The organism is Streptomyces sp. NBC_00224 (assembly GCF_041435195.1).
GTDB lineage: Bacteria > Actinomycetota > Actinomycetes > Streptomycetales > Streptomycetaceae > Streptomyces.
This window is the reverse complement of the sequence record NZ_CP108106.1, coordinates 5168364-5193800: the sequence shown is the minus strand read 5'-3', so window position 1 is coordinate 5193800 and position 25437 is coordinate 5168364. Positions and strand designations below refer to the sequence as shown.

Here is a 25437-nt window from a genome sequence, read left to right as displayed (position 1 = left end):
ACGTACGAGAAATTCGGGCGTACGGGAAAAACTAGTGCGCGTCCGGGAAACTAGTGGGCGGGCTTCAGCGGCAGCAGGGCGCTGATGCGGAAGCCGCCGCCCGGCCGCGGCCCCGCGTCCAGGGTGCCGCCCACCATGCCGACGCGCTCGCGCATGCCGATCAGACCGTGGCCCCGGCCGTCGGCGCCGCCGTCCTCGTACATCTCGTGCGCCGCCCCGCGCCCGTCGTCCTCGACCAGCAGGCCGAGCCCGTCGTCGAAGTAGACCAGGCGGACGCTGGCGCCCGCCTCCGGGCCGCCGTGCTTGCGCGTGTTGGTGAGCGCCTCCTGCACGATCCGGTACGCCGTGAGCTCGACGCCGCTGGGCAGCGGGCGCGGGGTGCCCTCGATCTTGAAGTCCACGGTGAGCCCGGCCGTGCGCACCTGCTCGACCAGCTCCTCGATCTGCTCGACGTCCGGCTGCGGCACGTACTCCCCCGCCTCCCGGTGCTCGCCCGTGCGCAGCACGCCGAGCAGGCGGCGCATCTCGGCGAGCGCCTGGCGCCCGGTCATCGAGATGGTCTCCAGGGCGATCTTCGCCTGGTCGGGCGCGCTGTCCATCACATACGCGGCGCCGTCCGCCTGGACCACCATCACCGAGACGTTGTGGGCGACGACATCGTGCAGCTCGCGGGCGATCCGGGCGCGCTCGGCGGCGACGGCGACCTTCGCCTGCGCCTCGCGCTCCTTCTCCAGACGGGCGGCGCGCTCCTCCAGCTGGGCGAAGTACGCCCGGCGGGTGCGCATCGAGTCGCCGAGGACCCAGGCGAGGATGAACGGGACCGTCATCACGATGACGAAGAAGACGATCTGGCCCGGGCTCATACCGCTGTCGCTGCCGCTGTAGTCGGGCCAGCGCACCATCGCGATCACGGCCGCGAGCAGCGAGCCCGCCAGGGCGAACCGCGAGGCCCAGCGCTCCCCGACGGCGGCCGCGGTGTAGATCGCGACCAGCATGGCGAAGTCCGACACGTTCGGACTGACGTTCAGGGCCAGCTGGACCAGCCCCATCCCGGCCGCGAGCACCACCATCTTCTCGGGTGCGCGGCGGCGCAGCGCCACGACGACGCTCAGCCCGACGGCGATCAGCAGAGCCGCCGGCGTCGAGCCGTGGCCGGTGCCACCGGAGACGAGCGACATGCCGGAGATCCCGAAGAGGAAGACGGCCCAGAGGGTGTCGACCGCGGTCGGGTGTCTGCGGATGAAGTCGTAGAGGAGCTGCACGTAACCCAGCGTAGGGAAGCCGGATCGGTGCAAGGGTCAACCGGAGGGTCGATCCGGGCCGCCGGGGCGTACTCCCCAAGGTGGAGGGAGCCTAGCCTTCTGCTGTGAATCACGAGGTGAGGGACGACACAGCGAGGGGTTCGCGGGCCTGGTCCGGCTGGCGGGCGGCGACCGAACGGGCCCTGTACGGCCCCGGCGGCTTCTACCTCCGCCCCGAGGGCCCCGCAGGCCACTTCCGTACCTCCGTCCACGCCTCGCCGCTCTTCGCCCGGGCCGTGGCGCGGCTCCTGGAGGAGGTCGCGGAGGAGGTCGCGGAGGAGCTCGGGGGCGGCGAGGTCGCGTTCGTCGACATGGGCGCGGGGCGCGGGGAGCTCGTTACGGGCGTACTGGCCGCGCTGCCCGCCGGATTCCCCGTACGGGCGTACGCCGTGGAGCGCGCGGCGCGTCCACCGGGGCTCGACGAGCGGGTGACGTGGCTCGCTCGGCCTCCTACTGGCGTCCGGGGCCTCCTGTTCGCCAACGAGTGGCTGGACAACGTCCCGGCGGACGTGGCCGAGGCCGACGCGGACGGCGTCCCGCGCGAGGTCCTGGTCCGCCCCGACGGCACCGAACAACTCGGCGCACCCGTGTCCGGCGAGGACGCACGCTGGCTGGAGCGGTGGTGGCCGCTGCGGGAGCCCGGGGAACGGGCGGAGATCGGCCGCACGCGGGACGAGGCGTGGGCGGGGGCGGTGTCGTCGCTGGAGGCGGGCCTGGCCGTGGCGGTGGACTACGCCCACGTGGCGTCCGCACGCCCGCGGTACGGCACGCTCACGGGCTTCCGGGGCGGCCGCGAGGTGGCCCCCGTCCCGGACGGCACGTGCGACATCACGTCCCATGTGGCCTTGGACGCGTGCGCGGGGCCGTCCGGCGAGCTGGTGCCTCAGCGCGAGGCCCTGGCCGCCCTCGGCGTAACGGGCACCCGCCCGCCGCTGTCCCTGGCCTCGACGGACCCGGCGGCGTACGTACGGGCGCTGGCGCGGGCGGGGGAGGCGGCGGAACTGACGGCCCGGGGCGGGCTGGGGGATTTTTTGTGGTTGCGGGAGCGGGTGTGAGGGGATTCGTCTGCGGGTTCGGTGGGGGCTGGTCGCGCAGTTCCCCGCGCCCCTACAGGGGCGCCCCGAAGGGGTGCGTTTAGGGGCGCGGGGAACTGCGCGACCAGCCACAGACGGTCCGCAGATGAACAGGGAGCGGGGTGCAGGGGCCGCAGGCCCCGCGACGGGGGCCGGGGGCGGAGCCCCCGGGGACCACCTCAGCCCCCACCCCACCCCCCGGAGGGGGGATACTGTCGCCCATGACGGAGACCACGGTCGGCATCGGCGGGGCGGCGGAGAGCACCGACATGGTGCTCAACATCGGCCCCCAGCACCCCTCCACCCACGGCGTGCTCCGCCTCCGCCTCGTCCTCGACGGCGAGCGCATCCAGCACGCCGAGCCGGTCATCGGCTATATGCACCGCGGCGCCGAGAAGCTCTTCGAGGCTCGCGACTACCGCCAGATCGTCATGCTCGCCAACCGCCACGACTGGCTCTCCGCCTTCTCCAACGAGCTCGGCGTCGTCATGGCCGTCGAGCGCATGCTCGGCATGGAGGTCCCGGAGCGCGCCGTCTGGACCCGCACGCTCCTCGCCGAGCTGAACCGCGTGCTCAACCACCTGATGTTCCTCGGCTCGTACCCCCTCGAACTGGGCGGAATCACCCCGATCTTCCACGCCTTCCGTGAGCGCGAGGAGCTCCAGCACGTGATGGAGGAGGTCTCCGGCGGGCGTATGCACTACATGTTCAACCGCGTCGGCGGCCTCAAGGAGGACCTCCCGCTGGGCTGGCTGGGCCGCGCCCGGGAGGCCGTCGCCGCCGCCAACTCGCGGATGGACGTGTACGACCGGCTCGTACTCGGCAACGAGATCTTCCGGGGCCGCACCCGCGGCGTCGGCGTCCTGTCCCAGAAGGCCGTGCACGCGTACGGCGTCAGCGGGCCCATCGCGCGCGGCTCGGGCGTCGACTTCGACCTGCGCCGCGACGAGCCGTACCTCGCGTACGGCGAACTCCAGGACACCCTGCGGGTCGTCACCCGCACCGAGGGCGACTGCCTGGCCCGCTTCGAGGTGCTGCTCGAACAGACCCACAACGCGCTGGAACTGGCCGACGCCTGCCTCGACCGGCTCGCCGAGCTGCCGCCCGGCCCGATCAACCAGCGCCTCCCGAAGGTCCTGAAGGCCCCCGAGGGCCACACCTACGCGTGGACCGAGAACCCGCTGGGCATCAACGGGTACTACCTCGTCAGCAAGGGCGAGAAGACCCCGTACCGGCTCAAGCTCCGCTCGGCCTCGTACAACAACATCCAGGCCCTCACCGAGCTCCTCCCGGGCACGCTGGTCGCCGACATGGTCGCCATCCTGGGCTCGCTCTTCTTCGTCGTCGGCGACATCGACAAGTAGCCGCCCCCAGGCATACGACGGGGCCCCGGCGCGTCAAGCGCCGGGGCCCCGTTCCGTACCGTCTAGGAGATCGCCGTCCGCAGCACCGCCACGTCCAGCTGCTCCGTCTCGTCGTGCGCGGTCAGGTCGATGACCTTGCCGACGACCCGCTCGGGGCCGGTGTGCGGCCGCTCGGCCAGGACCTCCTCGCCGACCACGTCGGCCAGGTCCTCCGCCGCGGCCGCCTCTATCGCGGCCTCAACCGCCTCCCTCTCGGCGGCCTCCTTCTCGGCCGCGGTGCCGAAGAAGTCGAAGCTGCCCTCGGGCCGTACGGCGGGACGGGCGACGTAGGGAACCACCGCCGCCGCGACCGGCTTCGGGGCCGCGGGCAGCGCGGGCAGGGCGGCGGACGACGGGCGGACGTGCTCCCCGTTCCCGGCGGCCGCCGAGTGCTTCCCCTGCGGCTCGTCCGCCTTCCGGTCCGCCGGTGAGGGCAGGGCGGGCGGAACGGCCGACGGCCGCACGGCCTGCGGGGACTGCGGGGCCTTACGCGCCGCCGCCCGGGCCTCCTCCACCGCCGCGGCCGCGCTGCGCGCCTCCTGCGCGCGGCGCGCGTACGGCAGGTTCTCCAGTGCCCTGGAGGCCGACGCGTACGCGGCGGGCGTCGGCGTACTGGCCGCGGCGGGCAGCGCCTTGGGGGCGGCGGCCTCCAGGGCGAGCCTGCGGCGGCCCTCCAGGGCGCTGGCCCGCTCGGTCTCCGCAGTCGCGTACCGCCGCAGCAGGGCCGCGTGTTCGCCGCGCAGCCCGGCCAGCTCCATGCGCTTGGCACGGAGCTTGGCGTCCAGGCGGCCGCGCAGCTCGCGCGACTCCTCCAGGTCCGCCTCCAGTTCGGCGATCCGCTCCTCGGTGCGCCACTGGTCGGCGGCGCGCGAGCGGGTCAGCTCGGCGACCCGGCGACCGGCCGCCCGGTCCCAGCCGCGCATCAGCACCGAGCCGGTGACGGCGGCCACCGCGGCGGCCGCGGCCAGGCCCCGCAGTGCCATGGGCTGATCGAACAGCCAGGCGCCACCGGCGCAGAAGACAGCGGCGCCGGCGACGGCCGACGGTGAGAGGAGCCTGTGCAGAGGAGGGGAATGGCGGTGGCGTCCACGTGGCATGGCCTGAAATTTACCGTGCGTAGACGCCCAATGGAGCCCCCGCCCGTCAATCTTCCGAATCTTCTCCCAACCGTCTTCTCCGGCCCTCTTCTCCGGGCCCGGCTTTCGCTACTTCTTGATCAGTCCCTTCGACTGGAGATAGTCCTTCGCGACGTCGGCCGCCTTCGCCCGCTCAGCGTCCACCTTGCGGTTCAGCTCGACGAGATCACCGGTCGTCAGCGCCTTGGTGAGCTTCGCGAGCGCGTCGGCTATCTCCTGGGCGCCCGCTTCCTTCGCATTGACCACGGGAAGGACGTTGTCCGCGTTCTGGAGCTTCTTGTCGTCGTCGAGGAGCACCAGGCCGTACTGGTCCAGGGTGGCGTCGGTCGTGGTGGTCAGCACCAGCTGGTCGACGCCGTCCTTGACCGCCTGCTTGGCCTGCGGGGTGCCGACGCCCTTGGGGTCGATCCCGCCGACGTCGATGCCGTACTTGGACTTCAGGCCGGGGGCGCAGAAGGGGCGGACGGTGCACTCGTCGCCCGCCGCGACCTTGACCTTGAGCTTCGACTTCCCCAGATCCGAAAGGGTCTTGAGGTTGTTCTTGGTGGCGAATTCCTTGGTCACCGCGAACGCGTTCTGGTCGACCGCGGCGCCCGACGGGAGCACCTTGAGACCGCGCGGGGCGGCGAGCTTGGTGAGCTCGGCGACGGTCGCGGCGGCGTCGCTGGAAGCGAGCGGCTTGTCCTTCGCCTTGTCGCCGTTGACCTTGGCGTTGAGGAATTCGGTAAGCGTAGCCGCGTATTCCGGAACGACGTCGATCTCGCCCTTCTCCAGGGCGGGTTCATACAGCTCGCGGTTCTTCACCGTGGTGACCGAGGTGCTGTATCCGGCGTCGTGCAGGATCTGGGCGTAGAGCTCGGCGAGGACGGCGGACTCGGTGAAGCCGGCGGCGCCGACGGTGAGCGAGCCCTTCTTGCCGCCCCCGCCGCCACTACCGCCCTTGTCCTTCTCCAGGCTGTCGCCGCCGCACGCGGCCAGCGACCCGGCCAGCGCCAGCGTGCCCAGCACCGCACCGGCCGTGCGCAGGATCTTGCTCATGAACGTTCACCATCCGAGAGTTCGTAAGTCCGACGTGTTCGGGGTCCGGGGTGTTCGGGGTCCGGGGTGTTACGGGGCCGTGCTCCGCCCGCGCGCCGCGCGCAGCGGGCTGAACAGCCGGTCGGCCAGCACCAGCACGCCCTCGACCAGCAACGCGAGCAGCGCGGCGAGGATCGCCCCCGCGACCACCTGCGGTGTGTTGTACGTGGCGAACCCGGCCGTGATGATCCGGCCGAGGCCGCCGAGCCCCACCATGGAGGCGATCGTCGCCGTCGCCACCACCTGCACCGCGGCCGACCGCACCCCGATCATGATCAGCGGGTAGGCGAGCGGCAGCTCCACCCGGGCGAACAGCTGCCCGCCCGACATCCCCATCCCGCGCGCGGCCTCCACCACCGACCGGTCCACCTCGCGCATTCCCACGTACGCGTTGGTCAGCAGCGGCGGCACCGCGAAGAGCACAAGGGCGATGATCGTCGGCGCGTACCCGGCCTTGCGCAGCGGGGTGAGCATCAGCAGGGCGAGCACCGCGAAGACGGGCACCGCCCGTCCCACGTTGGAGATGTTGACCGCGAGCGCCCCGCCCCGCCCTATGTGCCCGAGCCACAGCGCGAGCGGCAGCGCGATGGCGCACGCCACCAGGAGCGAGACCCCGCTCACATACGCGTGCTCGGCCAGGCGGTGCCAGGCGCCGTCGTCGCCCGACCAGTTGGACCCCGTCGTCAGCCAGGTCCAGGCGTCGGCCATGACCCCCATCAGCGCGCCCCCGCCGTCGTCCGTATCCGTGTCCACGGGGTGAGCAGGCGCTGGAGGCCGAGCAGCAGCAGGTCCGCCACGAGGGCGAGCAGCACGCACAGCACCGACGCGGTGAGCACCTGCGCCTTGAACGTGGACTGCACGCCGTCGCCTATGAGGTTGCCCAGACCGCCCTTGCCGACCACCGAGCCGACCGTGGTCAGCGCCACCGTCGACACCGTCGCGATGCGCACACCGGCCAGCAGCGCGGGCAGCGCGAGCGGCAGCTCGACCTCGAACAGCAGCCGTATCCGTCCGTACCCCATCCCCCGGGCCGCCTCGCGGACTTCGGACGGGACGGCTTCGAGGCCGGCCAGGATGTTCCGTACGAGGATCGTCAGCGAGTAGAGCACCAGGCCGGTGACCACCAGCGACGCGGAGAGCCCGAACACCGGCAGCAGCAGCGAGAACATCGCCAGCGACGGCACCGTGTAGAGCACGGTCGTCAGGGTCAGGACCGCGCCCGCGACCGATCGGCGGCCGCGCGCGAGCAGCGCCAGCGGAAAGGCGATCAGCAGCCCGATCAGCACCGAGGCCACCGTGATCCAGACGTGCTGGACCGTGGCGTCGGTCAGCTCCTGGCTGCGGGAGCGCACGTACTCCCAGCAGATCCAGTCGTTGCGCACCAGGCAGTTCTGCGCAGCCACCCGTCCCCCACCTCCCCCGCCGGATCCCGTGAATCCCGTGAATCCCCCGACCGAACGTCTGTCTGGCGACCCTAACCCCCGCCACTGACAATCACCGAGGGCCGGTGGGGGGATCCCCGCATCGAACACAGAGCGGCAACATGGGGTTCACACAGCCACGGTCACCACCGGCGACAATGGGGAACCATGATCCGATTCGAGCACGTCACCAAGCGGTACGCCGACGGCACCACCGCCGTCGACGACCTCTCCTTCGAAGTCGCCGAGGGGGAACTGGTCACGCTCGTCGGGCCGTCCGGCTGCGGCAAGACCACCACGATGAAGATGGTGAACCGGCTGATCGAGCCCACCGAGGGCCGGATATTCCTGGACGGGGAGGACATATCCACCGTCGATCCGGTCCAACTTCGGCGTCGTATCGGCTATGTCATCCAGCAGGTCGGGCTCTTCCCGCACAAGACGGTCCTGGAGAACACCGCGACCGTCCCGCACCTGCTCGGCGTCAAGCGCGCCAAGGCCCGTGAGCGCGCGGCCGAACTGCTCGACCTGGTCGGCCTCGACCCCAAGGTCCACGGGGCGCGCTACCCCGAGCAGCTCTCCGGCGGCCAGCGCCAACGAGTGGGCGTGGCCCGGGCGTTGGCGGCCGACCCGCCCGTGCTCCTGATGGACGAGCCGTTCGGCGCGGTCGACCCGGTGGTGCGCGAACGGCTCCAGAACGAGTTCCTCAGGCTCCAGTCGCAGGTCCGCAAGACCGTCCTGTTCGTCACCCACGACATCGAGGAGGCGGTCCGCCTCGGCGACCGCATCGCGGTGTACGGGCAGGGGCGCATCGAGCAGCTGGACGCCCCGGCGACCGTCCTCGGCACGCCCGCGACCCCGTATGTCGCGGACTTCGTCGGCGCCGACCGGGGCCTGAAGCGGCTCTCGGTGACGCCCATCGAGGAGAGCGACCTGGAGCAGCCGCCGGTGGTGCGGCTCGACGACCCGCTCCCCCGCGACCTCGGCGCCCCCTGGGCGGTGGTCCTGGACGCCTCCGGGGACCTGCACGGCTGGATCTCCGCCGAGAAGGCCGCACTGGCCGGCGGAGGGACCCGCAAGGCGACCGTGCGCGAGCACGCCCGCCGGATGGAGGCCTGGCTGCCGCTCGGCGCCTCCCTCAAGCAGGCGTTCGCGACGATGCTCCAGCACGACGCGGGGTGGATCGCGGTCATCGACCACGAGGGGACGGGCCGCTTCCTCGGCGTGCTCACCCCGGCCCGGCTGCACGAGGCGCTGCGCCGCTCGATCGACGCGGACGCCCAGGCCGTCCCCCGTACGGAAGTGGAAGTGGAGTCGATCAGTTCGCGCTGAGCCGGCCGCTGATCCACTCCAGGACCGGCGGGATCTCCCGCCGCCAGGTGTTGAAGTTGTGCCCGCCGCTGTCGAGCGTGATCGACGAGACGCGCGCGGGCGACTTCACCTTCTCGATGAACCTCAGCGTCGGCTTGAGGTTGTCCTCGCCCGACTTGGAGCTGGTGACCAGGTACGACGACTTGGCCGGCGCCACGTGGTCGAGCGCCCACAGCAGGTTGGAACGATTCTTCGCGGCCTTGTCGCCGTGGAAGAGATCACCGGTGGTCGGGTCGCTGGCGGCCTTGTAGTACGCCGAGAGGCCGGCGCTGGCGCCGAAGGTCTCCGGGTGGTGGATACCGATCTTCAGCGCGCAGTAGCCGCCGGTCGAGTTCCCGATGAAGCCCCAGTTCTGCGGCTTGGTGCCGACCCGGTAGGTCTGGGAGACGGCCTTGGGAAGGTCCTTGGCGAAGAAGGTCTCGGTCTGCGGACCGCCCGGGACGTCCACGCACTCGGTGTCCCTCGGCGGCGCCACCGTCGGGCGCATCATCACGAGGATCATCGGCTGCGCCTTCTTCTGCTTGACCTGCGCCCATGCCGTCTTCGGGTACTTCAGCCCTTTGATCAGGTTCTCCGCGGTGCCCGGATAGCCGGTCAGCACCACGGCGGCCGGGAACTTCTGGTTCTCGTACTTCTTCTGGAAGTACTCGGGGGGCAGATAGACGTAGGCGGGGCTGGCTATTTTGGAACGCCGGCCCTGGACGACCACCTTCTGGATCTCACCCCCCACCGCGGGGCTGCCGGCACCGGGGGTGTCGGGCTTCTGCTTCCCCGTGACCTTGATGTCCTTGCTTCCGGCGGAGTGGTCGACCACCACGCCCATGCCGTTCTCCTGGCCGAAGAGGTCCGCCCACGAGCCGTAGAAGAGGAAGGAGTTGTTGGCCGCGAGGCCCACCGAGGCGAAGAGCATCAGCTGTGTGCCGAGGAGCAGGCCGACCCGGCCCAGGACGGCTCGCCAGCTGCGGTTGGCCAGCTTCGGCCAGAGCCAGATGGTGAGCGCGAACAGCACCACCGCCAGTACGACGGCGAGCGCCAGAACCTTGTTGCTCGTGAGACCCATGAGTCGTCGAAACTTTCTGACTGAGATTTTCCTGAGACCAAGGGAACCCGCCCCCGGGAAGTGCCGTCCTAGAGGTCGCAAATTGTCCGGAACACAGCGGCGACCTTGTCACTGTGGCGGACAACAGAATCTCTTGCGGAGTCACGGGAAGCGATGTCTGTCAGGATAGATGGGGACAAAAAGGGTTCGGTTCCGGCCGGCGCGCGCAAAGTCCTCCGCGGACCGCGCCCCGAGACGGTGCCATCACTGGTCGGCACGGCCGCGACGTTCGTCGGCCTGCTCAACATCGCCGCCGGCATCTTCCCGCGCTTCCGCGCCAGCCGGATGCACGCCGTCAGCGAGGTCCTGCCCGGCACGACGGGCCCCTTCGCGGCGGCCCTGGCGCTGAGCACCGGCGTCCTGCTGCTGCTCCTGGCGCACGGCCTGAAGCGGCGCAAGCGGCGGGCCTGGCGGGCCGCGGTCGCCCTGCTGCCGATCGGCGCGGTGGCCCAATTCCTCTACCGCCACTCGATCGTCGGCGTACTGATCTCGATCGCCCTGCTGGTGCTGCTGGTCAGGCACCGCAGCGAGTTCACCGCGCTGCCCGACCCGCGCAGCCGCTGGAAGGCGCTGGCCAACTTCATCCTGCTCGGCTCCGGTTCGCTGGGGCTGGGCCTGGTGATCGTCTCGGTCCACCCCGGCCGGGTCGTCGGCAACCCGTCGATCGCCGACCGGATCCAGCACGTGATGTACGGCCTGTTCGGCTTCGAGGGCCCCGTCGAGTATGCGGGCGACACCAGCTGGACCGTCGCCTATTCGCTGGGCGCACTCGGCCTGCTGACCGCGATCACCACCATCTACCTGGCCTTCCGCCCCGAGCACCCGGCCGCCCGGCTCACCGAGGACGACGAGCGCCAGCTGCGCGACCTGCTCGCCAAGCACGGCGCCCGCGACTCGCTCGGCCACTTCGCGCTGCGCCGCGACAAGGCGGTCGTCTTCTCCCCCAGCGGCAAGGCGGCCGTCACCTACCGCGTGGTCTCCGGTGTGATGCTCGCCTCGGGCGACCCCATCGGCGACGTCGAGGCCTGGCCCGGCGCCATCGAGCGGTTCATGGACGAGGCCAAGGCCCACTCCTGGACCCCGGCCGTGGTCGGCTGCTCGGAGACGGGCGGCGAGGTGTGGACCCGCGAGACCGGGCTCGACGCCCTGGAACTGGGCGACGAGGCGGTGGTGGACGCCGCGGATTTCTCCCTCTCCGGGCGCGCCATGCGGAACGTACGCCAGATGGTCAAGCGCATCGAGCGCAATGGCTACGAAACCCGCGTACGGCGCGTCCGTGATCTCTCCGTAGGTGAGCTGGAACGGATCCGGCGGGCCGCCGAGGACTGGCGCGGCACCGACACCGAGCGCGGCTTCTCCATGGCGCTGGGGCGGATCGGCGACCCGGGCGACGGCGACTGCGTGATCGCCACCGCCCACAAGGCCGACGACGACGGCTCGGGCGAGCCGGGCCCGTACGGCGACCTCAAGGCAATGATTCACTTCGTCCCCTGGGGCGCCGACGGAATGTCGCTGGAGCTGATGCGCCGCGACCGCTCCGCCGACCCGGGTATGAACGAGCTGCTGATCGTCGCCGCGCTGCAGGCGGCGCCCAAGATCGGCATCGAACACGTCTCCCTGAACTTCGCGATGTTCCGTTCCGCGCTGGCGCGGGGCGAGAAGATCGGCGCCGGCCCGGTGCTGCGGCTCTGGCGCGGACTGCTGGTCTTCCTGTCCCGCTGGTTCCAGATTGAGTCGCTGTACAAGTTCAACGCGAAGTTCCAGCCACGCTGGGAGCCGCGCTTCATGGTCTACCGGGCCCACGGCGACCTGCCGCGCATCGGCTTCGCGGTGATGCAGGCCGAGGGCTTCGTGAACTTCGCCCTGCCGCGCCCGTTCACCCGCTTCAGCCGCGCCCACCGCAAGCGCCCGTGCGCACACCTGACGGCGACGGAGGGCGAGAGAGCGGTACGAGCGGCGTAGCGCCCCTTAAGGGGCGCGGGGAACTGCGCGACCAGCCACGCACGGTCCGCAGCCGACGTCAGGCCCAAAAAAAGGGGCCCGGGGAAAATCCCCGGGCCCCTTTCGCGTTACGCGGAGGCGGTCTCCGCGGCCTTCTCGGTCACAGCAGCCTCCGGCTGCTCCGCCGCCTTCGGCGACCGGTCGGCGTGCAGCCCGACCAGAGCCACCACCACGACCAGCAGGAACGCGGCCCCCGCAAGCGCGAAGCTCAGCGTGAACTGGCTCTCCTGCGGCAGCGGCGGCACCCCGGCCGGCAGGTGCTCGATCGTCTTGGACGCGAGCAGCGAGGTGATCACCGCACTGGCGATGGCGCTGCCGACCGACCGGGAGATCGAGTTGATGCCGTTGGCGATACCGGTCTGGTGGTGCGGGACGCTCGCCACGATCAGGGCGGGCATCGCCGCGTAACCGAAGCTGATGGCGACACCGATCACCATGCCGGCCATGATCACCGAGGCACCGGAGTCGTGCGCGCCGGTCAGCCAGGCGAAGCCGATGACACCGAACGCGGCACCGGCCGTCAGCGTGAAGCGGGCGCCGATGCGGCGGACCAGCATGCCGCCGATCTGGGCCGCGAGCAGCGACATGATCGTGGTGGGCAGCAGGTACTCGACGGAGGCGCGCAGCACCGACGCCGTGAAGCCGTAGCCGGTGACCTTCTCCGGCATCTGCACCAGGTACGAGACGCCGATGAACTGCGAGAACATCGCGAAGCCGAGCAGCAGACCGGCCAGGTTGGTGAAGAGCACCGGGCGGTGGGCGAACATCTTCATGTCCACCATGGGCGACTTGACCTTGCGCTCGACCAGGACCCAGACCGCGGCCATGACGACGGCGGCGACGAACAGGCCGAGGGTGCGGACCGAGGTCCAGCCCCACTCGTGGCCCTGCGAGATCGGCAGCAGCAGGAGGACCAGGAGGGCGGCCAGCGTGCCCGCGCCGAGCCAGTCGGTGCGCCCGCCGGGCTTGTGGCGCGAGGCCGGGACGCCCGCGACGACGGCGACCAGGGCGACGACGGCCAGCACGGCGGCCAGCCAGAAGACGCGGTGGTAGTCGGGGTTGTCGCCCTGGGTCAGCAGGCCCGCGCCCACCAGGGCGAGACCGCTGCCGAACGCCAGGGTGCCGCTGACCAGCGCCATCGCGCCGTGCAGCTTCTCCGGGCGGATCTCCTCGCGCAGCACCGAGAGGGCCAGCGGGAAGATCGCGGTGGCGGCGCCCTGCATGACCCGGCCGATGATCAGCCAGAGCAGCGAGCTGGTGGTGGCGGCGAGGACCGAGCCCGCGACCATCAGCACCAGGACGCCTATGAGCGTGGGCTTCTTGCCGTGCATGTCGCCGAAGCGGCCGAGCAGCGGGGTGAAGACGGCGGCGGAGAGGAGGGTCGCGGTGGTGACCCAGCTGACGTTGGCGGTGGAGGTGCCGAGGTCGTTCTGGATGATGCCGAGGATCGGCACGACCAGGGTCTGCATCATCGAGACGACCATGGCGGCCAGCCCGAGGACCAGGACGAGTGCGGGGCCGCCGGTGGGGCGCGTGGGCGCCACGTGATGTGTGGGAGTCACGGTTTCTTCCGTAGGAGTACGTAGGGAGGGGGTCGCCTGAGGTCGTCGATGCCCTTCAGAACTCTTCAGAGCCCTTCAAATGCTTGACTACCTCAAGTGCTTGATTACCCCAAGCAACTAGAGTGACGGTAAACCTCAAAGGTTGAGATCGTCAAGTTTCTCGCGGTAAGGTGGCGTCATGTCTGGAACCAGCCGCCCGGCCGCCGTGACCGACGCCGTCACGAACGACGCGCTCATGGACGCCCTCTGGGACTCCCTGGCGGACTACTACGGCGACTTCACCGCGGCCGCCTCCGAGGCCGGCCTCACCGCCAGCCAGGCCAAGGCCCTCACCGTCCTGCGCCGCGGCCCCGCCGCCATGCGCTCGCTCGCCACCACGCTGCACTGCGACGCCTCCAACATCACGGGCATCGTGGACCGCCTCGAAACCAGGGGCCTGGTCCGCCGCGAGCCCAGCCCCACCGACCGCCGCGTCAAGAACGTCCTCCTCACCGACGACGGCCTCCGCACCGTCGAGTCGATCCGGGCGGGCATGCACGGCACCCACAGCGCCCTGGACGCACTGGAGGGCGCCGACCGCGATGCTCTCCACGAACTGCTGCGGCGCCTGTTCACCGGCCCCGCCGGCCGCCCCGGCACCGGCCCGCGCACCGTCGGCTGAGGTCCGGCCGGCGTCTGGTCGGCGTCTGGTCCGAGGACCACCGGCTGACGCCTACGCTGGACGTATGAGTACGTTGCGCCGACGGGGCACGGTGACCGGGCTGCCCGAGTGGGACCGCTGTGCGGTCATGGGCGTGGTCAACGTCACGCCCGACTCCTTCTCCGACGGCGGCCGCTGGTTCGACACCGCCGCCGCCGTCAAGCGCGGCCTCGACCTCGTCACCGAGGGCGCCGACCTGGTGGACGTCGGCGGCGAGTCGACCCGCCCCGGCGCCTCCCGCGTCGACGAGGACGAGGAGCTGCGCCGGGTCGTCCCCGTGGTGCGCGGCCTCGCCTCCGAGGGCGTCACCGTCTCCGTCGACACCATGCGCGCCCGCGTCGCCGAACAGGCCGTCGCCGCAGGCGCGTTGCTGGTCAACGACGTCAGCGGCGGCCTCGCCGACCCGAACATGATCCCCGTGGTGGCCGCCACCGAGGCCCCCTTCGTCGTCATGCACTGGCGCGGCTTCAGCCAGGACATGAACAGCCGCGCGGTGTACGCGGACGTGGTCGCCGAAGTCGTCGCCGAGCTCCACGCGCGCGTGGAGGCCGTCGTCGCCGGCGGCATCGCCCCCGAGCGGATCGTCCTCGACCCCGGCCTCGGCTTCGCCAAGCAGGCCGAACACGACCTGGCGCTCGTCGCCCACCTGGCCGAGCTGCGCGCCCTGGGCCGCCCCCTGCTCGTCGCCGCCTCCCGCAAGCGGTTCCTCGGCCGTGTGCTCGCCGGGGACGGCTCCGGCCCGCCCCCCGCCCGCGAACGGGACGCCGCCACGGCCGCCGTCTCCGCCATCGCCGCCCACGAGGGCGCCTGGGCGGTCCGGGTCCACGAGGTCCGCGCCACGGCCGACGCCGTACGCGTCGCGCGCGCGGTCGAAGGAGCGGCCGGCCGCCCGGCCGGGCCCACCGAGGGAACCGCGTGACGGCCCGCACCGACGTGGAGGCCGTCGAGCTGGCCAACACCGCGTTCTACGAGACGCTGGAGCGCGGCGACTTCGACGAGCTCTCCGAGCTCTGGCTGAGCGCCACCGACGCCGGGGACACCTCGATCTCCTGCGTCCACCCCGGCTGGCCGGTCCTCTCCGGCCGCGGCGAGGTGCTCCGCTCGTACGCGCTGATCATGGCGAACACGGAGTACATCCAGTTCTTCCTCACCGATGTGAAGGTCGTCGTCCTCACCGACACCGCCCTGGTCACCTGCACCGAGAACATCCTCAGCGGCGGCCCCGCCCAGGAGAGCGGCGAGCTCGGGCCGCTGGTGGGACAGCTCGTGGTCGCCACCAATGTGTTCCGCCGCACATCCGAGGGCTGGAAGCTCTGGTCCCACCATGGTTCACCCGTCCTGGCGGAAACCGGCGACGACGAGGGTTCCGAGGGCTGAAGCCGGGGCTTCGAGTGGTTGAAGACGGGGCTTCCGAGGATTGAAACAGGGAGGTCGGGGTAGGGGCGGGTACCAGTCCCGACGCCGTCTGTCCATAGCCCCCGTGGGCGAGCGTTGTCAGTGCCCGCAGGTAGATTCGATGGTGGGTACGGAGCCGCCCGCACGCGGCCGGTGCCCGACCGACCAACGACAGCAGGAGTGATTCGCGTGGATCGTGTCGCGCTGCGCGGCCTCAAGGCCCGTGGGCACCATGGCGTCTTCCCCCGGGAGCGCGAAGAGGGCCAGACCTTCATCGTGGACCTGGTGCTCGGCCTCGACACCCGCCCCGCGGCGGAGGACGACGACCTGGCGAAGACCGTGCACTACGGAGTGGTGGCCGAGGAAGTCGTGGACGTCGTCCAGGGCGAGCCGGTCGACCTGATCGAGACGCTGGCCGAGCGCATCGCCCAGCAGTGCCTCAAGCACGCGGGGGTCCAGCAGGTGGAGGTGTGCGTCCACAAGCCGGACGCGCCGATCACCGTCCCCTTCGACGACGTGACCATCACCATCACCCGGAGCCGAGTATGACTGTGTTCTCCCACGAGAGCCCGCAGAGCGACCCGACCGTGCAGCCGGTGCCCGCCTCCGTGGTCGAGCAGGTGGACGCGGCCGACGTCACCCTGTCCAACCCGAAACGCGCCGTGATCTCCCTCGGCTCCAACCTCGGCAACCGCCTGGAGACGCTCCAGGGCGCGATCGACGCGCTGGAGGACACGCCGGGCCTGCGGGTCAAGGCGGTCTCCCCGGTGTACGAGACGGAGCCGTGGGGAGTCGCCCCCGGCTCCCAGCCGTCGTACTTCAACGCGGTGGTCGTGGTGAAGACGACCCTCCCCCCGACCTCCCTCCTCGAACGCGGCCAGGCCATCGAAGAGGCCTTCGACCGGGTCCGCGAGGAGCGCTGGGGCCCGCGCACGATCGACGTGGACATCGTTTCCTACGCCGATCTCATCGTGGACGACCCGGTGCTGACCCTGCCCCACCCGCGCGCCCACGAGCGGGCGTTCGTCCTCGCCCCCTGGCACGACGTGGACCCGGAGGCCCAGCTGCCCGGCCGCGGCCCGGTCGCCGCCCTGCTCGCCGCGATCGGCCGCGAAGGCGTGCTGCCGCGCGCCGACCTGGAACTCCGCCTGCCCGAGTAGTCGTTAGGCTGCTGACGGCGAGTAGGTTCCGACACGAAGGGCACTCTTCGGTGAAACAACTGAGGCTGGGCGTACTGGCGGGACTCTTCGCCGTCGCCGGAGTGCTCTCCTGGGCAGGCGCCCGGCTGTGGGACTCCCTGGGCACCCTGCCGAGCGTCCCGCTGGCCGCGCCGATCGTGCTGGCCGTGATCGCGGTCACCCTCTTCGCCACGGCCCTGTCCATCCGCTCCCGCCTGCGCGCCCAGCGCGAGCGCCGCCCCGGCGCCAAGGGCGTCGAGCCCCTGATGGCCGCCCGCGCCGTGGTCTTCGGCCAGTCCAGCGCCCTGGTGGCCGCCCTGGTCTCGGGGATGTACGGAGGGACGGGCGTCTTCCTCCTCGGCTCCCTGGACATCCCGGCCCGCCGCGACCAGGCGATCTACGCGGCCTTCTCGGTGGCGGCCGGCATCGCGGTGGTAGCGGCGGCGTTCTTCCTGGAACGCGTCTGCAAACTCCCCGACGACGAGGACGAGGGCAAGGCTCCGGCGGTGTGAGGGCGTCACCGCCCGGCCGCGCCCCGTAGGGGGCGCGCTGGGCCGTGACACTTCCATCGGAGCGGGCGGGGCGGGCGGGAATCCGGCGACAGGTCCTAGCGCGCCATGATGAGGCTCATCGCCTCCGCGCGCGTCGCGGGGTCGCGCAGCTGGCCCCGGACCGCCGAGGTGATCGTCTTGGCCCCGGGCTTGCGCACCCCGCGCATGGTCATGCACATGTGCTCGCACTCCACGACGACGATGACACCACGCGGCTCCAGGATCTCCATCAGGGAGTCCGCGATCTGCGTGGTCAGGCGCTCCTGTACCTGGGGGCGGCGTGCGTACACATCGACCAGCCGGGCCAGCTTCGACAGGCCGGTGATCTTCCCGTCCCCCGACGGGATGTACCCGACGTGGGCCACGCCCACGAAGGGGACCAGGTGATGTTCACAGCTGCTCATGACCTCGATGTCCTTCACGAGGACCATCTCGTCGTGGCCGAGGTCGAACGTCGTGGTGAGCACGTCCTCGGGCTTCTGCCACAGGCCCGCGAATATCTCCCGATAGGCCCTCGCAACCCGCCCCGGCGTGTCCCGCAGCCCTTCCCGGTCCGGGTCCTCGCCGACCGCGATGAGGAGTTCGCGCACGGCGTTCTCGGCGCGCTTCTCGTCGAATTCGCCGATGGGGCCCTCGCCGTCCAGCGTCACCGGGTCGGTCATCTGTGCCTCGTTCCTGGTTCGTGTGCACGGGCGTACGAAAGCGCCGCGCCCCCACAGGCTAAAACCTGGGGGGCGCGGCGTGCATTCCGGGTCCGAGGAGCCGGGTGTCAGCTCTCGGGGCGGTCGTCCGCGGCCGGGACCTGCTCGGTCGGGACCGAGTCGGTCGGGGCCGTGCCATTGGCGGTGGACGCGCCGTTGGTCAGGGCCAGCTCCCTGGGCGACAGGACCGGGGGGCGGGTCGACGGCGTGCGCCGCGACGAGCCCGTCCAGGCCGGGCGCGCGGGGCGCCGGACGATGGGGGCGAAGATCTCGGCGAGTTGCTCCTTGCCGAGCGTCTCCTTCTCCAGCAGCTCCAGGACGAGGTTGTCGAGGACGTCTCGGTTCTCGACGAGGATCTCCCACGCCTCGTTGTGCGCCGTCTCGATGAGCTTCTTGACCTCTTCGTCGACGAGCGCCGCGACCTCTTCCGAGTAGTCGCGCTGGTGCGCCATCTCACGGCCCAGGAACGGCTCCGTGTTGTCGCCACCGAACTTGATCGCGCCGAGCCGCTCGGTCATGCCGTACTGCGTGACCATCGCGCGGGCGGTGGTCGTGGCCTTCTCGATGTCGTTCGCCGCGCCCGTGGTCGGGTCGTGGAAGACGAGCTCCTCGGCCGCGCGCCCGCCCAGCATGTAGGCGAGCTGGTCGAGCATCTCGTTGCGCGTGGTCGAGTACTTGTCCTCGTCCGGCAGGACCATCGTGTAGCCGAGGGCCCGGCCGCGCGACAGGATCGTGATCTTGTGGACCGGGTCCGCGTTCGGGGAAGCCGCCGCGACCAGGGCGTGTCCGCCCTCGTGGTACGCGGTGATCTTCTTCTCCTTGTCGGACATGATCCGGGTCCGCTTCTGCGGGCCCGCCACGACGCGGTCGATCGCCTCGTCCAGCATGTTGTTGTCGATCAGCTTCTGGTTGCTGCGCGCCGTGAGGAGCGCCGCTTCGTTCAGCACGTTCGACAGGTCGGCGCCGGTGAAGCCGGGGGTGCGCCGGGCGACAGCCGCGAGGTCGACGTCCGGGGCGACCGGCTTGCCCTTCTGGTGGACCTTGAGGATCTCCAGACGGCCCTGCATGTCCGGGCGGTCGACCGCGATCTGGCGGTCGAAGCGGCCGGGGCGCAGGAGGGCCGGGTCGAGGATGTCGGGCCGGTTGGTGGCGGCGATCAGGATGACGCCACCCTTCACGTCGAAGCCGTCCATCTCGACGAGCAGCTGGTTGAGCGTCTGCTCGCGCTCGTCGTGGCCGCCGCCGAGGCCCGCGCCGCGGTGCCGGCCGACGGCGTCGATCTCGTCGACGAAGACGATCGCCGGGGCGTTCGCCTTGGCCTGCTCGAAGAGGTCGCGGACACGCGAGGCGCCGACGCCGACGAACATCTCGACGAAGTCGGAGCCGGAGATCGAGTAGAAGGGGACGCCGGCCTCGCCCGCGACGGCGCGCGCGAGGAGGGTCTTGCCGGTGCCGGGCGGGCCGTAGAGGAGCACGCCCTTGGGGATCTTGGCGCCGACGGCCTGGAACTTCGCCGGCTCCTGGAGGAACTCCTTGATCTCGTGGAGCTCCTCGACGGCCTCGTCGGCCCCGGCCACGTCGGAGAACGTCGTCTTCGGGGTGTCCTTGGTGATGAGCTTGGCCTTGGACTTCCCGAAGTTCATGACCCGGGAGCCGCCGCCCTGCATCTGGTTCATCAGGAACAGGAAGACGACGACGATGAGGACGAAGGGGAGCAGCGAGAGCAGGATCCCCACGATCGGGTTCTGCTTCGAGGGGGAGACCGTGTAGCCCTTGGTCAGGTCTCCGCTGTCGAACTTGCCCTGCAGCTTGTTGGCCAGGCTGGTGCCCTGGGCGTCGCCGATGTAGCTCGCCTGGATCTTGCCGGCGCCCTTGACCTTCTGGCCGTCCTTGAGTTCGACCTTGATGACCGACTCGTCGCCGGTGGTGATCTTGGCTTGCTCTACCTGGTTCTTGTCGATCGCCTGGACGACCTCAGAGGTGTCCACCGTCTTGTAGCCGCCCGACGAGCCGACGACCTGCATCAACACGACCACGGCGAGGACGGCCAGCACGATCCACATGACCGGCCCACGGAAGTATCGCTTCACGTCCATCCATACGGAGCGAGAACGCCCCGTCCCTCCTGCCCGTAGGTAAATGCTGCTGTGAGAAAAGACTGTTCTTCGGACGGTACCCCAGCATTGTCACCCGCGGCCGCAAGGGACGGCTGGCAAACCCGCCTTCCCAAGCTCCAACGCGGGAAGGGGGCTCAGGGTTCCCGTCCGGGTTCCCGGCTCAGCCGCCGTAGACGTGCGGCGCGAGCGTCCCGACAAAGGGGAGATTGCGGTACTTCTCGGCGTAGTCGAGGCCGTATCCGACGACGAATTCATTCGGAATGTCGAATCCGATCCACTTCACGTCGATCGCGACCTTTGCGGCATCCGGCTTACGGAGCAGCGTGCAGACCTCAAGAGAGGCGGGCTCGCGGGATCCGAGGTTGGAGAGCAGCCAGGACAGCGTGAGGCCCGAGTCGATGATGTCCTCGACGATCAGGACGTGCTTGCCCTTGATGTCGGTGTCGAGGTCCTTGAGGATGCGGACGACGCCGGAGGACTGAGTGCCCGCGCCGTAGGAGGAGACGGCCATCCAGTCCATGGTGACCGGGGTGGACAGCGCGCGTGCCAGGTCCGCCATGACCATCACGGCACCCTTGAGGACGCCGACGATCAGGAGGTCCTTGCCCGCGTACTCCGCGTCGATCTTCGCGGCCAGGTCGGCCAGCTTGGCGTCGATCTCTTCCTTGGTGATGAGCACCGACTGGAGGTCGGTGCCCATGTCCTTCTCGTTCACCCGGGCCACTTTCGTTGTACGTACGTGAGCTCAGCTCTGCCGGATGACCAGTCTGCCACCCTGCCGCCGTGCCTCGACGCGCCCGGGGAGGTTGATGGCCCGCTGGCCGCGCCAGCCCGTGATCAGGCGGTCGACCTCCTCGACGTGGCGGGCGAAGAGCGAGCCGGCGGGGGAACCGGCGTGGATGAGGGCCTTGCGCAGCACCCGGCGGCGGACCGCGGCGGGCAGCCCGTAGAGCTTTCCGCACAGCAGCTCGCCCGCCTCGTCCCGTACGACGGGGTCGGCCTCGGCGGCCCAGGCGTCCAGGGCGTCGGCGTCGTCGCGGGAGAGCTCGGCGGTGCGCGCCAGGGCCTCCACGACGCCCTTGCCGAGCGCCTTCTCCAGGGCGGGCAGGCCTTCGTGGCGCAGCCGGGAGCGGGTGTAGGCGGGGTCGGCGTTGTGCGGGTCGTCCCAGACGGGCAGCGACTGGACCAGACAGGCCTTGCGGGCGGTGTGCCGGTCGATCTGGAGGAAGGGGCGGCGGTAGCGGCCGTGGGCGCCGGAGATGGCGGCCATGCCGGACAGCGAGCGGGTGCCGGAGCCGCGGGCGAGGCCGAGCAGCACCGTCTCGGCCTGGTCGTCGCGGGTGTGGCCGAGCAGGATCGCGGCGGCTCCGTGGCGCTCGGCGGCGGCGTCCAGGGCGGCGTAGCGGGCGTCCCGGGCGGCGGCTTCGGGGCCGCCTTCGCGGCCCACCTTCACGGCGACGGCCTCGACCGGGTCGAGCCCCATCGCGGTGAGCCGGGCGACGACCTCGGCGGCGCGCTGGTCGGAGCCGGGCTGGAGGCCGTGGTCGACGGTGACCGCGCCGGCGCGGACGGAGAGTTTGCGGGATTCGAAGACGAGGGCGGAGGCGAGCGCCATGGAGTCGGCGCCGCCCGAGCAGGCGACGAGGACCAGGGGGCCGCTGGCGTCGCCCTCGCGCGCGATGTCACGGGGGGTGAGGTCGGGGGGCGGGGTGCGGCCGTCGGGGAGGACGAGCGCGTCGTGCAGTACGTCGTGGAGTACGCGGCGGACCGCCAGGCGTATCGCCGCGACCGCAGGATGGGGACCCATGTCCGGTGCCCTTCGGTGAAGTTGGGGGGGGTGCCTCGGGACGAGGGGAAAGATCGGTCACACAGAGTGCGTAGATGGTGACAGAACCGAGCCGATACCCGAGCATTGCACGCCTACCCATGCCCTACGGTCCCTCGGATGGGTGATCCTGCGCATTTCCGGGGGACACCTGTGGGCCCCGGGTACGTGGGTGCGGTCGGCGCTCGCCCGGTCAGCCCTCTGTCCTGCTGTGCACCCGCGCGACCCAGTCCGCCGGTTTGGCGATCTCCGCCTTGGTGGGGAGCGTGTTGGGCGAGGTCCAGACCCGGTTGAAGCCGTCCATGCCGACCTGGTCGACGACCGCCCGGACGAACCGCTCGCCGTCGCGGTACTGGCGCAGCTTCGCGTCCAGGCCGAGCAGCTTGCGCAGGGCCTGGTCGAGGCGGGAGGCGCCCTTGGCGCGGCGCTGCTGGAACTTCTCGCGGATCTCGGCCACCGAGGGCACGACCTGCGGTCCGACGCCGTCCATCACGAAGTCCGCGTGGCCCTCCAGGAGCGACATCACGGCGGTGAGCCGGCTGAGGATCTCGCGCTGGGCGGGGGTCTGCACCAGCTCGACCAGGGAACGGCCGCTGTCGCCCTCCTCGCCCTCGGGGCGGCTTCCGGTGAGCGACTGGGCGGCCTCGCGCAGCCGCTCCAGGACGGTCATCGGGTCGACGTCGGTCTCGCCGAGGAATGACTGGATTTCGCCCTCAAGGTGGTCGCGCAGCCAGGGCACGCCGGTGAACTGGGTGCGGTGGGTCTCCTCGTGCAGGCACACCCAGAGCCGGAAGTCGTGCGGGTCGACGTCGAGCTCGCGCTCCACGTGGACGATGTTGGGGGCGACCAGGAGGAGGCGGCCGCCGCCGTTCTCCCCGGCCGGGAGCTCGCGGGTGGGGGGCGCGAACGTCTCGTACTGGCCGAGGACCCGCGAGGACAGGAAGCTGAGCAGCATCCCCAGCTCCACGCCGGTGACCTTGCCGCCGACCGCGCCGAGCACGGCGCCGCCCGGGCTGCCGCCCCGGCGGTCCTGCATCTTGTCGAGCAGCGGCTTCAGGAGTTCCCGGAATCCGGCCACGTTGGCCTTGACCCAGCCCCCGCGGTCGACCACGAGGACGGGGGTGTCGGCGGGCCGCACGCTCTCCGGGATCATCCGGGTGAACGCCCGTACGTGTTCTTCCGAGGCCTTGGCGTGCCGGCGCAGCTCGGCGACGATGGCTCGCGCCTCGTCCCGGCTCACGTCGGGGCCCGGCCTCACCAGTCGGGTCGCGGTCGCCACCGCGAGGTTCCAGTCGACCATCTCGGCACCACCGATGCGCGTCATGCGTCAACCGTACGTTGTCCCCTCCTCCAGGGGAGGAGGGTTGAAGCCGGGCGCTTACGGGGCGGGTTGCGCGGCGCCGGCCCGGCAGCCGCAGTCGGCCAGTCGCTCGGCGAGCCGGTCGAGGGCGCGTTGGGCCGGGTCGGGGCCGGGGGTGTCCGCGGCGAGGAAGGCGAAGGTGAGCAGATGGCCGTCGGCGTCCACGACCGTGCCCGCGAGCGCGTTGACGCCGGAGAGGGTGCCGGTCTTGGCGCGGACGAGGCCGGTGCCCGAGGAGGCGGCGCCGTAGCGGCCGCGCAGGGTGCCGGTGAATCCGGCGACGGGCAGGCCGGTGAGGACCGGGCGCAGCTCCGGGTGGGCGGGGTCGGCGGCGCGGGCGAGCAGCAGGGTCAGGAGCTGGGCGCTGACCCGGTCGTCGCGGTTGAGGCCGCTGCCGTCGGCGAACCGGGCGGCGGCGGCCTGCGGCAGGTCGAGTGCGGCGAGCCGGTCGGCGACGGCCTTGGCGGCCCCGTCGAAGTCGGCGGGCCGCCCGGTGGCGATGGCGGTCTGGCGGGCGAGCGCCTCGGCGAGGTCGTTGTCGCTGTTGGTCAGCATCCGCTCGACCAGGTCCGAGAGCGGCGCGGAGAGGGTGCGGGCGAGCTCGGTGGCGCCCTGCGGGGCCTTTCCGGGCCGGGGCGCGGCGGCGGTGACGCCGCGCTCGCGCAGCAGCGAGGCGAACGTACGGGCAGTGTCGCCCGCCGGGTCCCCGGTGCGCGGGGCGGGCCCGCTGTCGCTGCCTCCCCCAGAGCCGAAAGCCTGGGAGGTGCCCCCAGTGCGGCCTTCGTCGGTCATCAGGGCGACGACGGGCGCGATGTTCTCGTTCGGGCCGATGGGGTGCAGCTCGGGGCCGCTGTAGCGGGAGAGGTCGTAGGTGAGGGCCGCGTCGGTGACGCCCCGGGTGCGCAGGGCGCGGGCGGTGGCGTCGGCGAGGGCGCGCAGGCCGTCCCTGCCGAGGGTGGGGTCGCCGCCGCCGACGAGGGTGAGCGCGCCTCCCGTGGCGGGGGCGACGACGGTGGTGGGGATGCGGTGGTCGGGGCCGAGCGCCGACAGGGCGGCGACAGCGGTGGCGATCTTGACGGTGGAGGCGGGTGTCATGGCGGTGTCCGCGCGCTGCCCGTAGAGCTGTTTTCCGGTGGCCGTGTCGTACACGGCGGCGGCGGGCCGCGGGCCGAGGCCGGGCGAGGCGAGCAGGGGGCCGAGGACCTGGTCGAGCGCGGTGTCCGCCGGAGCGTCCGCGGGGGCGCTCAGCGCGGTGAGCACGCCCCTCGCGCTGGGCGCGGGCGCCGGTGCGGGGGGCGCGCCCAGGTGATGTGCGCCACCTGTCCGCTGCCGGGCCGCCGCACGGTCGCGCTCGGCCGTACGCTGACCGGAGTCCCAGGGACCGGCCGTGGCCACCGCTCCGGCCGCCACCGCCATGCCTACCGCAGCCGCACCCGCCATGAGCTGCCATGTCTTGGGTCCCGGCACCGAGGACCAGCCCCTTTCGCGATCACACACCTGCGTGAGGGACACTTAATCACCAGAACTGCGTCTTGCCGCGAACATGGCACTCCGGGTCAGCACCGGCGGCCCATCCGGCTGAATGCCCCGGGCCCGACCCGGGGGCGCAGAACCGTCCCATGCATGTGCTGATCACTGAGGAGAGCCACCCGTGGAGTTCGACGTCACCATCGAGATCCCGAAGGGTTCGCGGAACAAGTACGAGGTGGACCACGAGACCGGCCGGATCCGCCTGGACCGTCGGCTCTTCACCTCGACCAGCTACCCGGCCGACTACGGCTTCGTCGAGAACACCCTCGGCGAGGACGGCGACCCGCTGGACGCGCTGGTCATCCTGGACGAGCCGACCTTCCCGGGCTGCCTGATCCGCTGCCGCGCCATCGGCATGTTCCGTATGACCGACGAGGCGGGCGGCGACGACAAGCTGCTCTGCGTGCCGGCGTCCGACCCGCGCGTCGAGCACCTGCGCGACATCCACCACGTGTCGGAGTTCGACCGCCTGGAGATCCAGCACTTCTTCGAGGTCTACAAGGACCTGGAGCCCGGCAAGTCCGTCGAGGGCGCCGACTGGGTCGGCCGCGCCGAGGCCGAGGAAGAGATCAAGGCCTCCTACAAGCGCCTGGAGGCGCAGGGCGGCGCGCACTGACGCGTTCTCACCTGTACGAC

Annotated in this window: 24 protein-coding genes; 11 read left to right on the top strand and 13 right to left on the bottom strand. The window is 71.3% G+C overall.

What is annotated here, in order from left to right; all coding sequences use genetic code 11:
- Positions 1 to 50 precede the first annotated feature (50 nt).
- On the bottom strand, positions 51 to 1262 hold the full coding sequence (locus tag OG965_RS23155; RefSeq protein WP_371653987.1) for a sensor histidine kinase: 1212 nt from the start codon (positions 1260 to 1262) through the stop codon (positions 51 to 53).
- A gap of 104 nt (positions 1263 to 1366) precedes the next feature.
- On the opposite strand from OG965_RS23155, the gene OG965_RS23150 reads away from it, so the two are divergent.
- Entirely contained in the window at positions 1367 to 2356 is a 990-nt protein-coding gene (locus OG965_RS23150) for an SAM-dependent methyltransferase (RefSeq protein ID WP_371653986.1), read from the top strand.
- A gap of 239 nt (positions 2357 to 2595) precedes the next feature.
- A complete protein-coding gene (locus OG965_RS23145) occupies positions 2596 to 3738 on the top strand; it encodes an NADH-quinone oxidoreductase subunit D (protein WP_371653985.1) in 1143 nt (380 codons plus the stop codon).
- 62 nt (positions 3739 to 3800) lie between these two features.
- On the opposite strand, the gene OG965_RS23140 is transcribed toward OG965_RS23145, so the two are convergent.
- From OG965_RS23140 to OG965_RS23125, 4 genes are all read right to left on the bottom strand, one after another.
- Entirely contained in the window at positions 3801 to 4874 is a 1074-nt protein-coding gene (locus OG965_RS23140) for a hypothetical protein (protein ID WP_371653984.1), read from the bottom strand.
- 108 nt (positions 4875 to 4982) lie between these two features.
- Positions 4983 to 5951 carry an ABC transporter substrate-binding protein gene (locus OG965_RS23135; protein WP_371653983.1) on the bottom strand — a complete coding sequence of 323 codons (969 nt, stop codon included), beginning with the start codon at positions 5949 to 5951 and terminating at the stop codon, positions 4983 to 4985.
- 69 nt (positions 5952 to 6020) lie between these two features.
- Complete coding sequence (locus OG965_RS23130) at positions 6021 to 6707, bottom strand: ABC transporter permease (RefSeq protein ID WP_371657032.1); 687 nt, start codon at positions 6705 to 6707, stop codon at positions 6021 to 6023.
- On the bottom strand, positions 6707 to 7393 hold the full coding sequence (locus OG965_RS23125; RefSeq protein WP_371653982.1) for an ABC transporter permease: 687 nt from the start codon (positions 7391 to 7393) through the stop codon (positions 6707 to 6709). The genes OG965_RS23130 and OG965_RS23125 overlap by 1 nt, the downstream gene beginning before the upstream one ends.
- A gap of 186 nt (positions 7394 to 7579) precedes the next feature.
- Here OG965_RS23125 and OG965_RS23120 point away from each other — a divergent pair, with 186 nt between their 5' ends.
- Positions 7580 to 8743, top strand: a complete 1164-nt coding sequence (locus OG965_RS23120; RefSeq protein WP_371653981.1) for an ABC transporter ATP-binding protein — start codon at positions 7580 to 7582, stop codon at positions 8741 to 8743.
- Here the strand turns inward: OG965_RS23120 and OG965_RS23115 are convergent.
- A complete protein-coding gene (locus tag OG965_RS23115; RefSeq protein WP_371653980.1) occupies positions 8730 to 9842 on the bottom strand; it encodes an alpha/beta hydrolase in 1113 nt (370 codons plus the stop codon). The genes OG965_RS23120 and OG965_RS23115 overlap by 14 nt on opposite strands.
- A 153-nt stretch (positions 9843 to 9995) precedes the next feature.
- Here OG965_RS23115 and OG965_RS23110 point away from each other — a divergent pair, with 153 nt between their 5' ends.
- Positions 9996 to 11843, top strand: a complete 1848-nt coding sequence (locus OG965_RS23110; RefSeq protein WP_371653979.1) for a phosphatidylglycerol lysyltransferase domain-containing protein — start codon at positions 9996 to 9998, stop codon at positions 11841 to 11843.
- Between the two features lie 107 nt (positions 11844 to 11950).
- On the opposite strand, the gene OG965_RS23105 is transcribed toward OG965_RS23110, so the two are convergent.
- A complete protein-coding gene (locus OG965_RS23105; protein WP_371653978.1) occupies positions 11951 to 13444 on the bottom strand; it encodes an MFS transporter in 1494 nt (497 codons plus the stop codon).
- A gap of 178 nt (positions 13445 to 13622) precedes the next feature.
- Here OG965_RS23105 and OG965_RS23100 point away from each other — a divergent pair, with 178 nt between their 5' ends.
- The 6 genes from OG965_RS23100 to OG965_RS23075 all read left to right on the top strand — a co-directional run bounded on the left by OG965_RS23100 (position 13623) and on the right by OG965_RS23075 (position 17229).
- On the top strand, positions 13623 to 14105 hold the full coding sequence (locus OG965_RS23100; protein ID WP_371653977.1) for a MarR family winged helix-turn-helix transcriptional regulator: 483 nt from the start codon (positions 13623 to 13625) through the stop codon (positions 14103 to 14105).
- Positions 14106 to 14169: 64 nt separating this feature from the next.
- Positions 14170 to 15063: a dihydropteroate synthase gene (folP, locus tag OG965_RS23095; RefSeq protein ID WP_371653976.1), complete on the top strand. Its 894-nt coding sequence runs from the start codon at positions 14170 to 14172 to the stop codon at positions 15061 to 15063.
- Positions 15060 to 15521, top strand: coding sequence for a nuclear transport factor 2 family protein (locus OG965_RS23090; protein ID WP_371653975.1), 462 nt, complete (start codon positions 15060 to 15062; stop codon positions 15519 to 15521). The genes folP and OG965_RS23090 overlap by 4 nt, the downstream gene beginning before the upstream one ends.
- A 207-nt stretch (positions 15522 to 15728) precedes the next feature.
- Entirely contained in the window at positions 15729 to 16088 is a 360-nt protein-coding gene (gene folB / locus OG965_RS23085) for a dihydroneopterin aldolase (RefSeq protein WP_371653974.1), read from the top strand.
- Complete coding sequence (folK, locus tag OG965_RS23080; protein WP_371653973.1) at positions 16085 to 16699, top strand: 2-amino-4-hydroxy-6-hydroxymethyldihydropteridine diphosphokinase; 615 nt, start codon at positions 16085 to 16087, stop codon at positions 16697 to 16699. The genes folB and folK overlap by 4 nt, the downstream gene beginning before the upstream one ends.
- Positions 16700 to 16749: 50 nt before the next feature.
- The gene (locus tag OG965_RS23075) at positions 16750 to 17229 is read left to right on the top strand and encodes a DUF3180 domain-containing protein (protein ID WP_371653972.1); all 480 of its coding nucleotides are present in this window, start codon (positions 16750 to 16752) and stop codon (positions 17227 to 17229) included.
- A gap of 95 nt (positions 17230 to 17324) precedes the next feature.
- On the opposite strand, the gene folE is transcribed toward OG965_RS23075, so the two are convergent.
- The 6 genes from folE to dacB all read right to left on the bottom strand — a co-directional run bounded on the left by folE (position 17325) and on the right by dacB (position 24738).
- Positions 17325 to 17930, bottom strand: a complete 606-nt coding sequence (gene folE / locus OG965_RS23070; protein ID WP_371653971.1) for a GTP cyclohydrolase I FolE — start codon at positions 17928 to 17930, stop codon at positions 17325 to 17327.
- 107 nt (positions 17931 to 18037) lie between these two features.
- The gene (gene ftsH / locus OG965_RS23065; RefSeq protein WP_371653970.1) at positions 18038 to 20065 is read right to left on the bottom strand and encodes an ATP-dependent zinc metalloprotease FtsH; all 2028 of its coding nucleotides are present in this window, start codon (positions 20063 to 20065) and stop codon (positions 18038 to 18040) included.
- Between the two features lie 181 nt (positions 20066 to 20246).
- On the bottom strand, positions 20247 to 20786 hold the full coding sequence (gene hpt / locus OG965_RS23060) for a hypoxanthine phosphoribosyltransferase (protein ID WP_371657031.1): 540 nt from the start codon (positions 20784 to 20786) through the stop codon (positions 20247 to 20249).
- A 45-nt stretch (positions 20787 to 20831) separates the two neighbouring features.
- Positions 20832 to 21893 (bottom strand): tRNA lysidine(34) synthetase TilS, encoded by a 1062-nt coding sequence (tilS, locus tag OG965_RS23055; protein WP_371653969.1) that lies wholly within the window; start codon positions 21891 to 21893, stop codon positions 20832 to 20834.
- Between the two features lie 211 nt (positions 21894 to 22104).
- The gene (locus OG965_RS23050; protein WP_371653968.1) at positions 22105 to 23235 is read right to left on the bottom strand and encodes a zinc-dependent metalloprotease; all 1131 of its coding nucleotides are present in this window, start codon (positions 23233 to 23235) and stop codon (positions 22105 to 22107) included.
- A 54-nt stretch (positions 23236 to 23289) separates the two neighbouring features.
- A complete protein-coding gene (dacB, locus tag OG965_RS23045; RefSeq protein WP_371653967.1) occupies positions 23290 to 24738 on the bottom strand; it encodes a D-alanyl-D-alanine carboxypeptidase/D-alanyl-D-alanine-endopeptidase in 1449 nt (482 codons plus the stop codon).
- Positions 24739 to 24922: 184 nt separating this feature from the next.
- On the opposite strand from dacB, the gene OG965_RS23040 reads away from it, so the two are divergent.
- Positions 24923 to 25417 carry an inorganic diphosphatase gene (locus OG965_RS23040; RefSeq protein WP_067160543.1) on the top strand — a complete coding sequence of 165 codons (495 nt, stop codon included), beginning with the start codon at positions 24923 to 24925 and terminating at the stop codon, positions 25415 to 25417.
- Positions 25418 to 25437 lie beyond the last annotated feature (20 nt).

Coding starts and splice junctions, on each gene's coding strand:
- OG965_RS23145 (WP_371653985.1), top strand. CDS start 2,596: ATGACGGAGACCACGGTCGGCATCGGCGGGGCGGCGGAGAGCACCGAC.
- OG965_RS23140 (WP_371653984.1), bottom strand. CDS start 4,874: ATGCCACGTGGACGCCACCGCCATTCCCCTCCTCTGCACAGGCTCCTC.
- OG965_RS23135 (WP_371653983.1), bottom strand. CDS start 5,951: ATGAGCAAGATCCTGCGCACGGCCGGTGCGGTGCTGGGCACGCTGGCG.
- OG965_RS23130 (WP_371657032.1), bottom strand. CDS start 6,707: ATGGGGGTCATGGCCGACGCCTGGACCTGGCTGACGACGGGGTCCAAC.
- OG965_RS23120 (WP_371653981.1), top strand. CDS start 7,580: ATGATCCGATTCGAGCACGTCACCAAGCGGTACGCCGACGGCACCACC.
- OG965_RS23115 (WP_371653980.1), bottom strand. CDS start 9,842: ATGGGTCTCACGAGCAACAAGGTTCTGGCGCTCGCCGTCGTACTGGCG.
- OG965_RS23110 (WP_371653979.1), top strand. CDS start 9,996: ATGTCTGTCAGGATAGATGGGGACAAAAAGGGTTCGGTTCCGGCCGGC.
- OG965_RS23100 (WP_371653977.1), top strand. CDS start 13,623: ATGTCTGGAACCAGCCGCCCGGCCGCCGTGACCGACGCCGTCACGAAC.
- folP (WP_371653976.1), top strand. CDS start 14,170: ATGAGTACGTTGCGCCGACGGGGCACGGTGACCGGGCTGCCCGAGTGG.
- folK (WP_371653973.1), top strand. CDS start 16,085: ATGACTGTGTTCTCCCACGAGAGCCCGCAGAGCGACCCGACCGTGCAG.
- folE (WP_371653971.1), bottom strand. CDS start 17,930: ATGACCGACCCGGTGACGCTGGACGGCGAGGGCCCCATCGGCGAATTC.
- ftsH (WP_371653970.1), bottom strand. CDS start 20,065: ATGGACGTGAAGCGATACTTCCGTGGGCCGGTCATGTGGATCGTGCTG.
- hpt (WP_371657031.1), bottom strand. CDS start 20,786: ATGGGCACCGACCTCCAGTCGGTGCTCATCACCAAGGAAGAGATCGAC.
- tilS (WP_371653969.1), bottom strand. CDS start 21,893: ATGGGTCCCCATCCTGCGGTCGCGGCGATACGCCTGGCGGTCCGCCGC.
- OG965_RS23050 (WP_371653968.1), bottom strand. CDS start 23,235: ATGACGCGCATCGGTGGTGCCGAGATGGTCGACTGGAACCTCGCGGTG.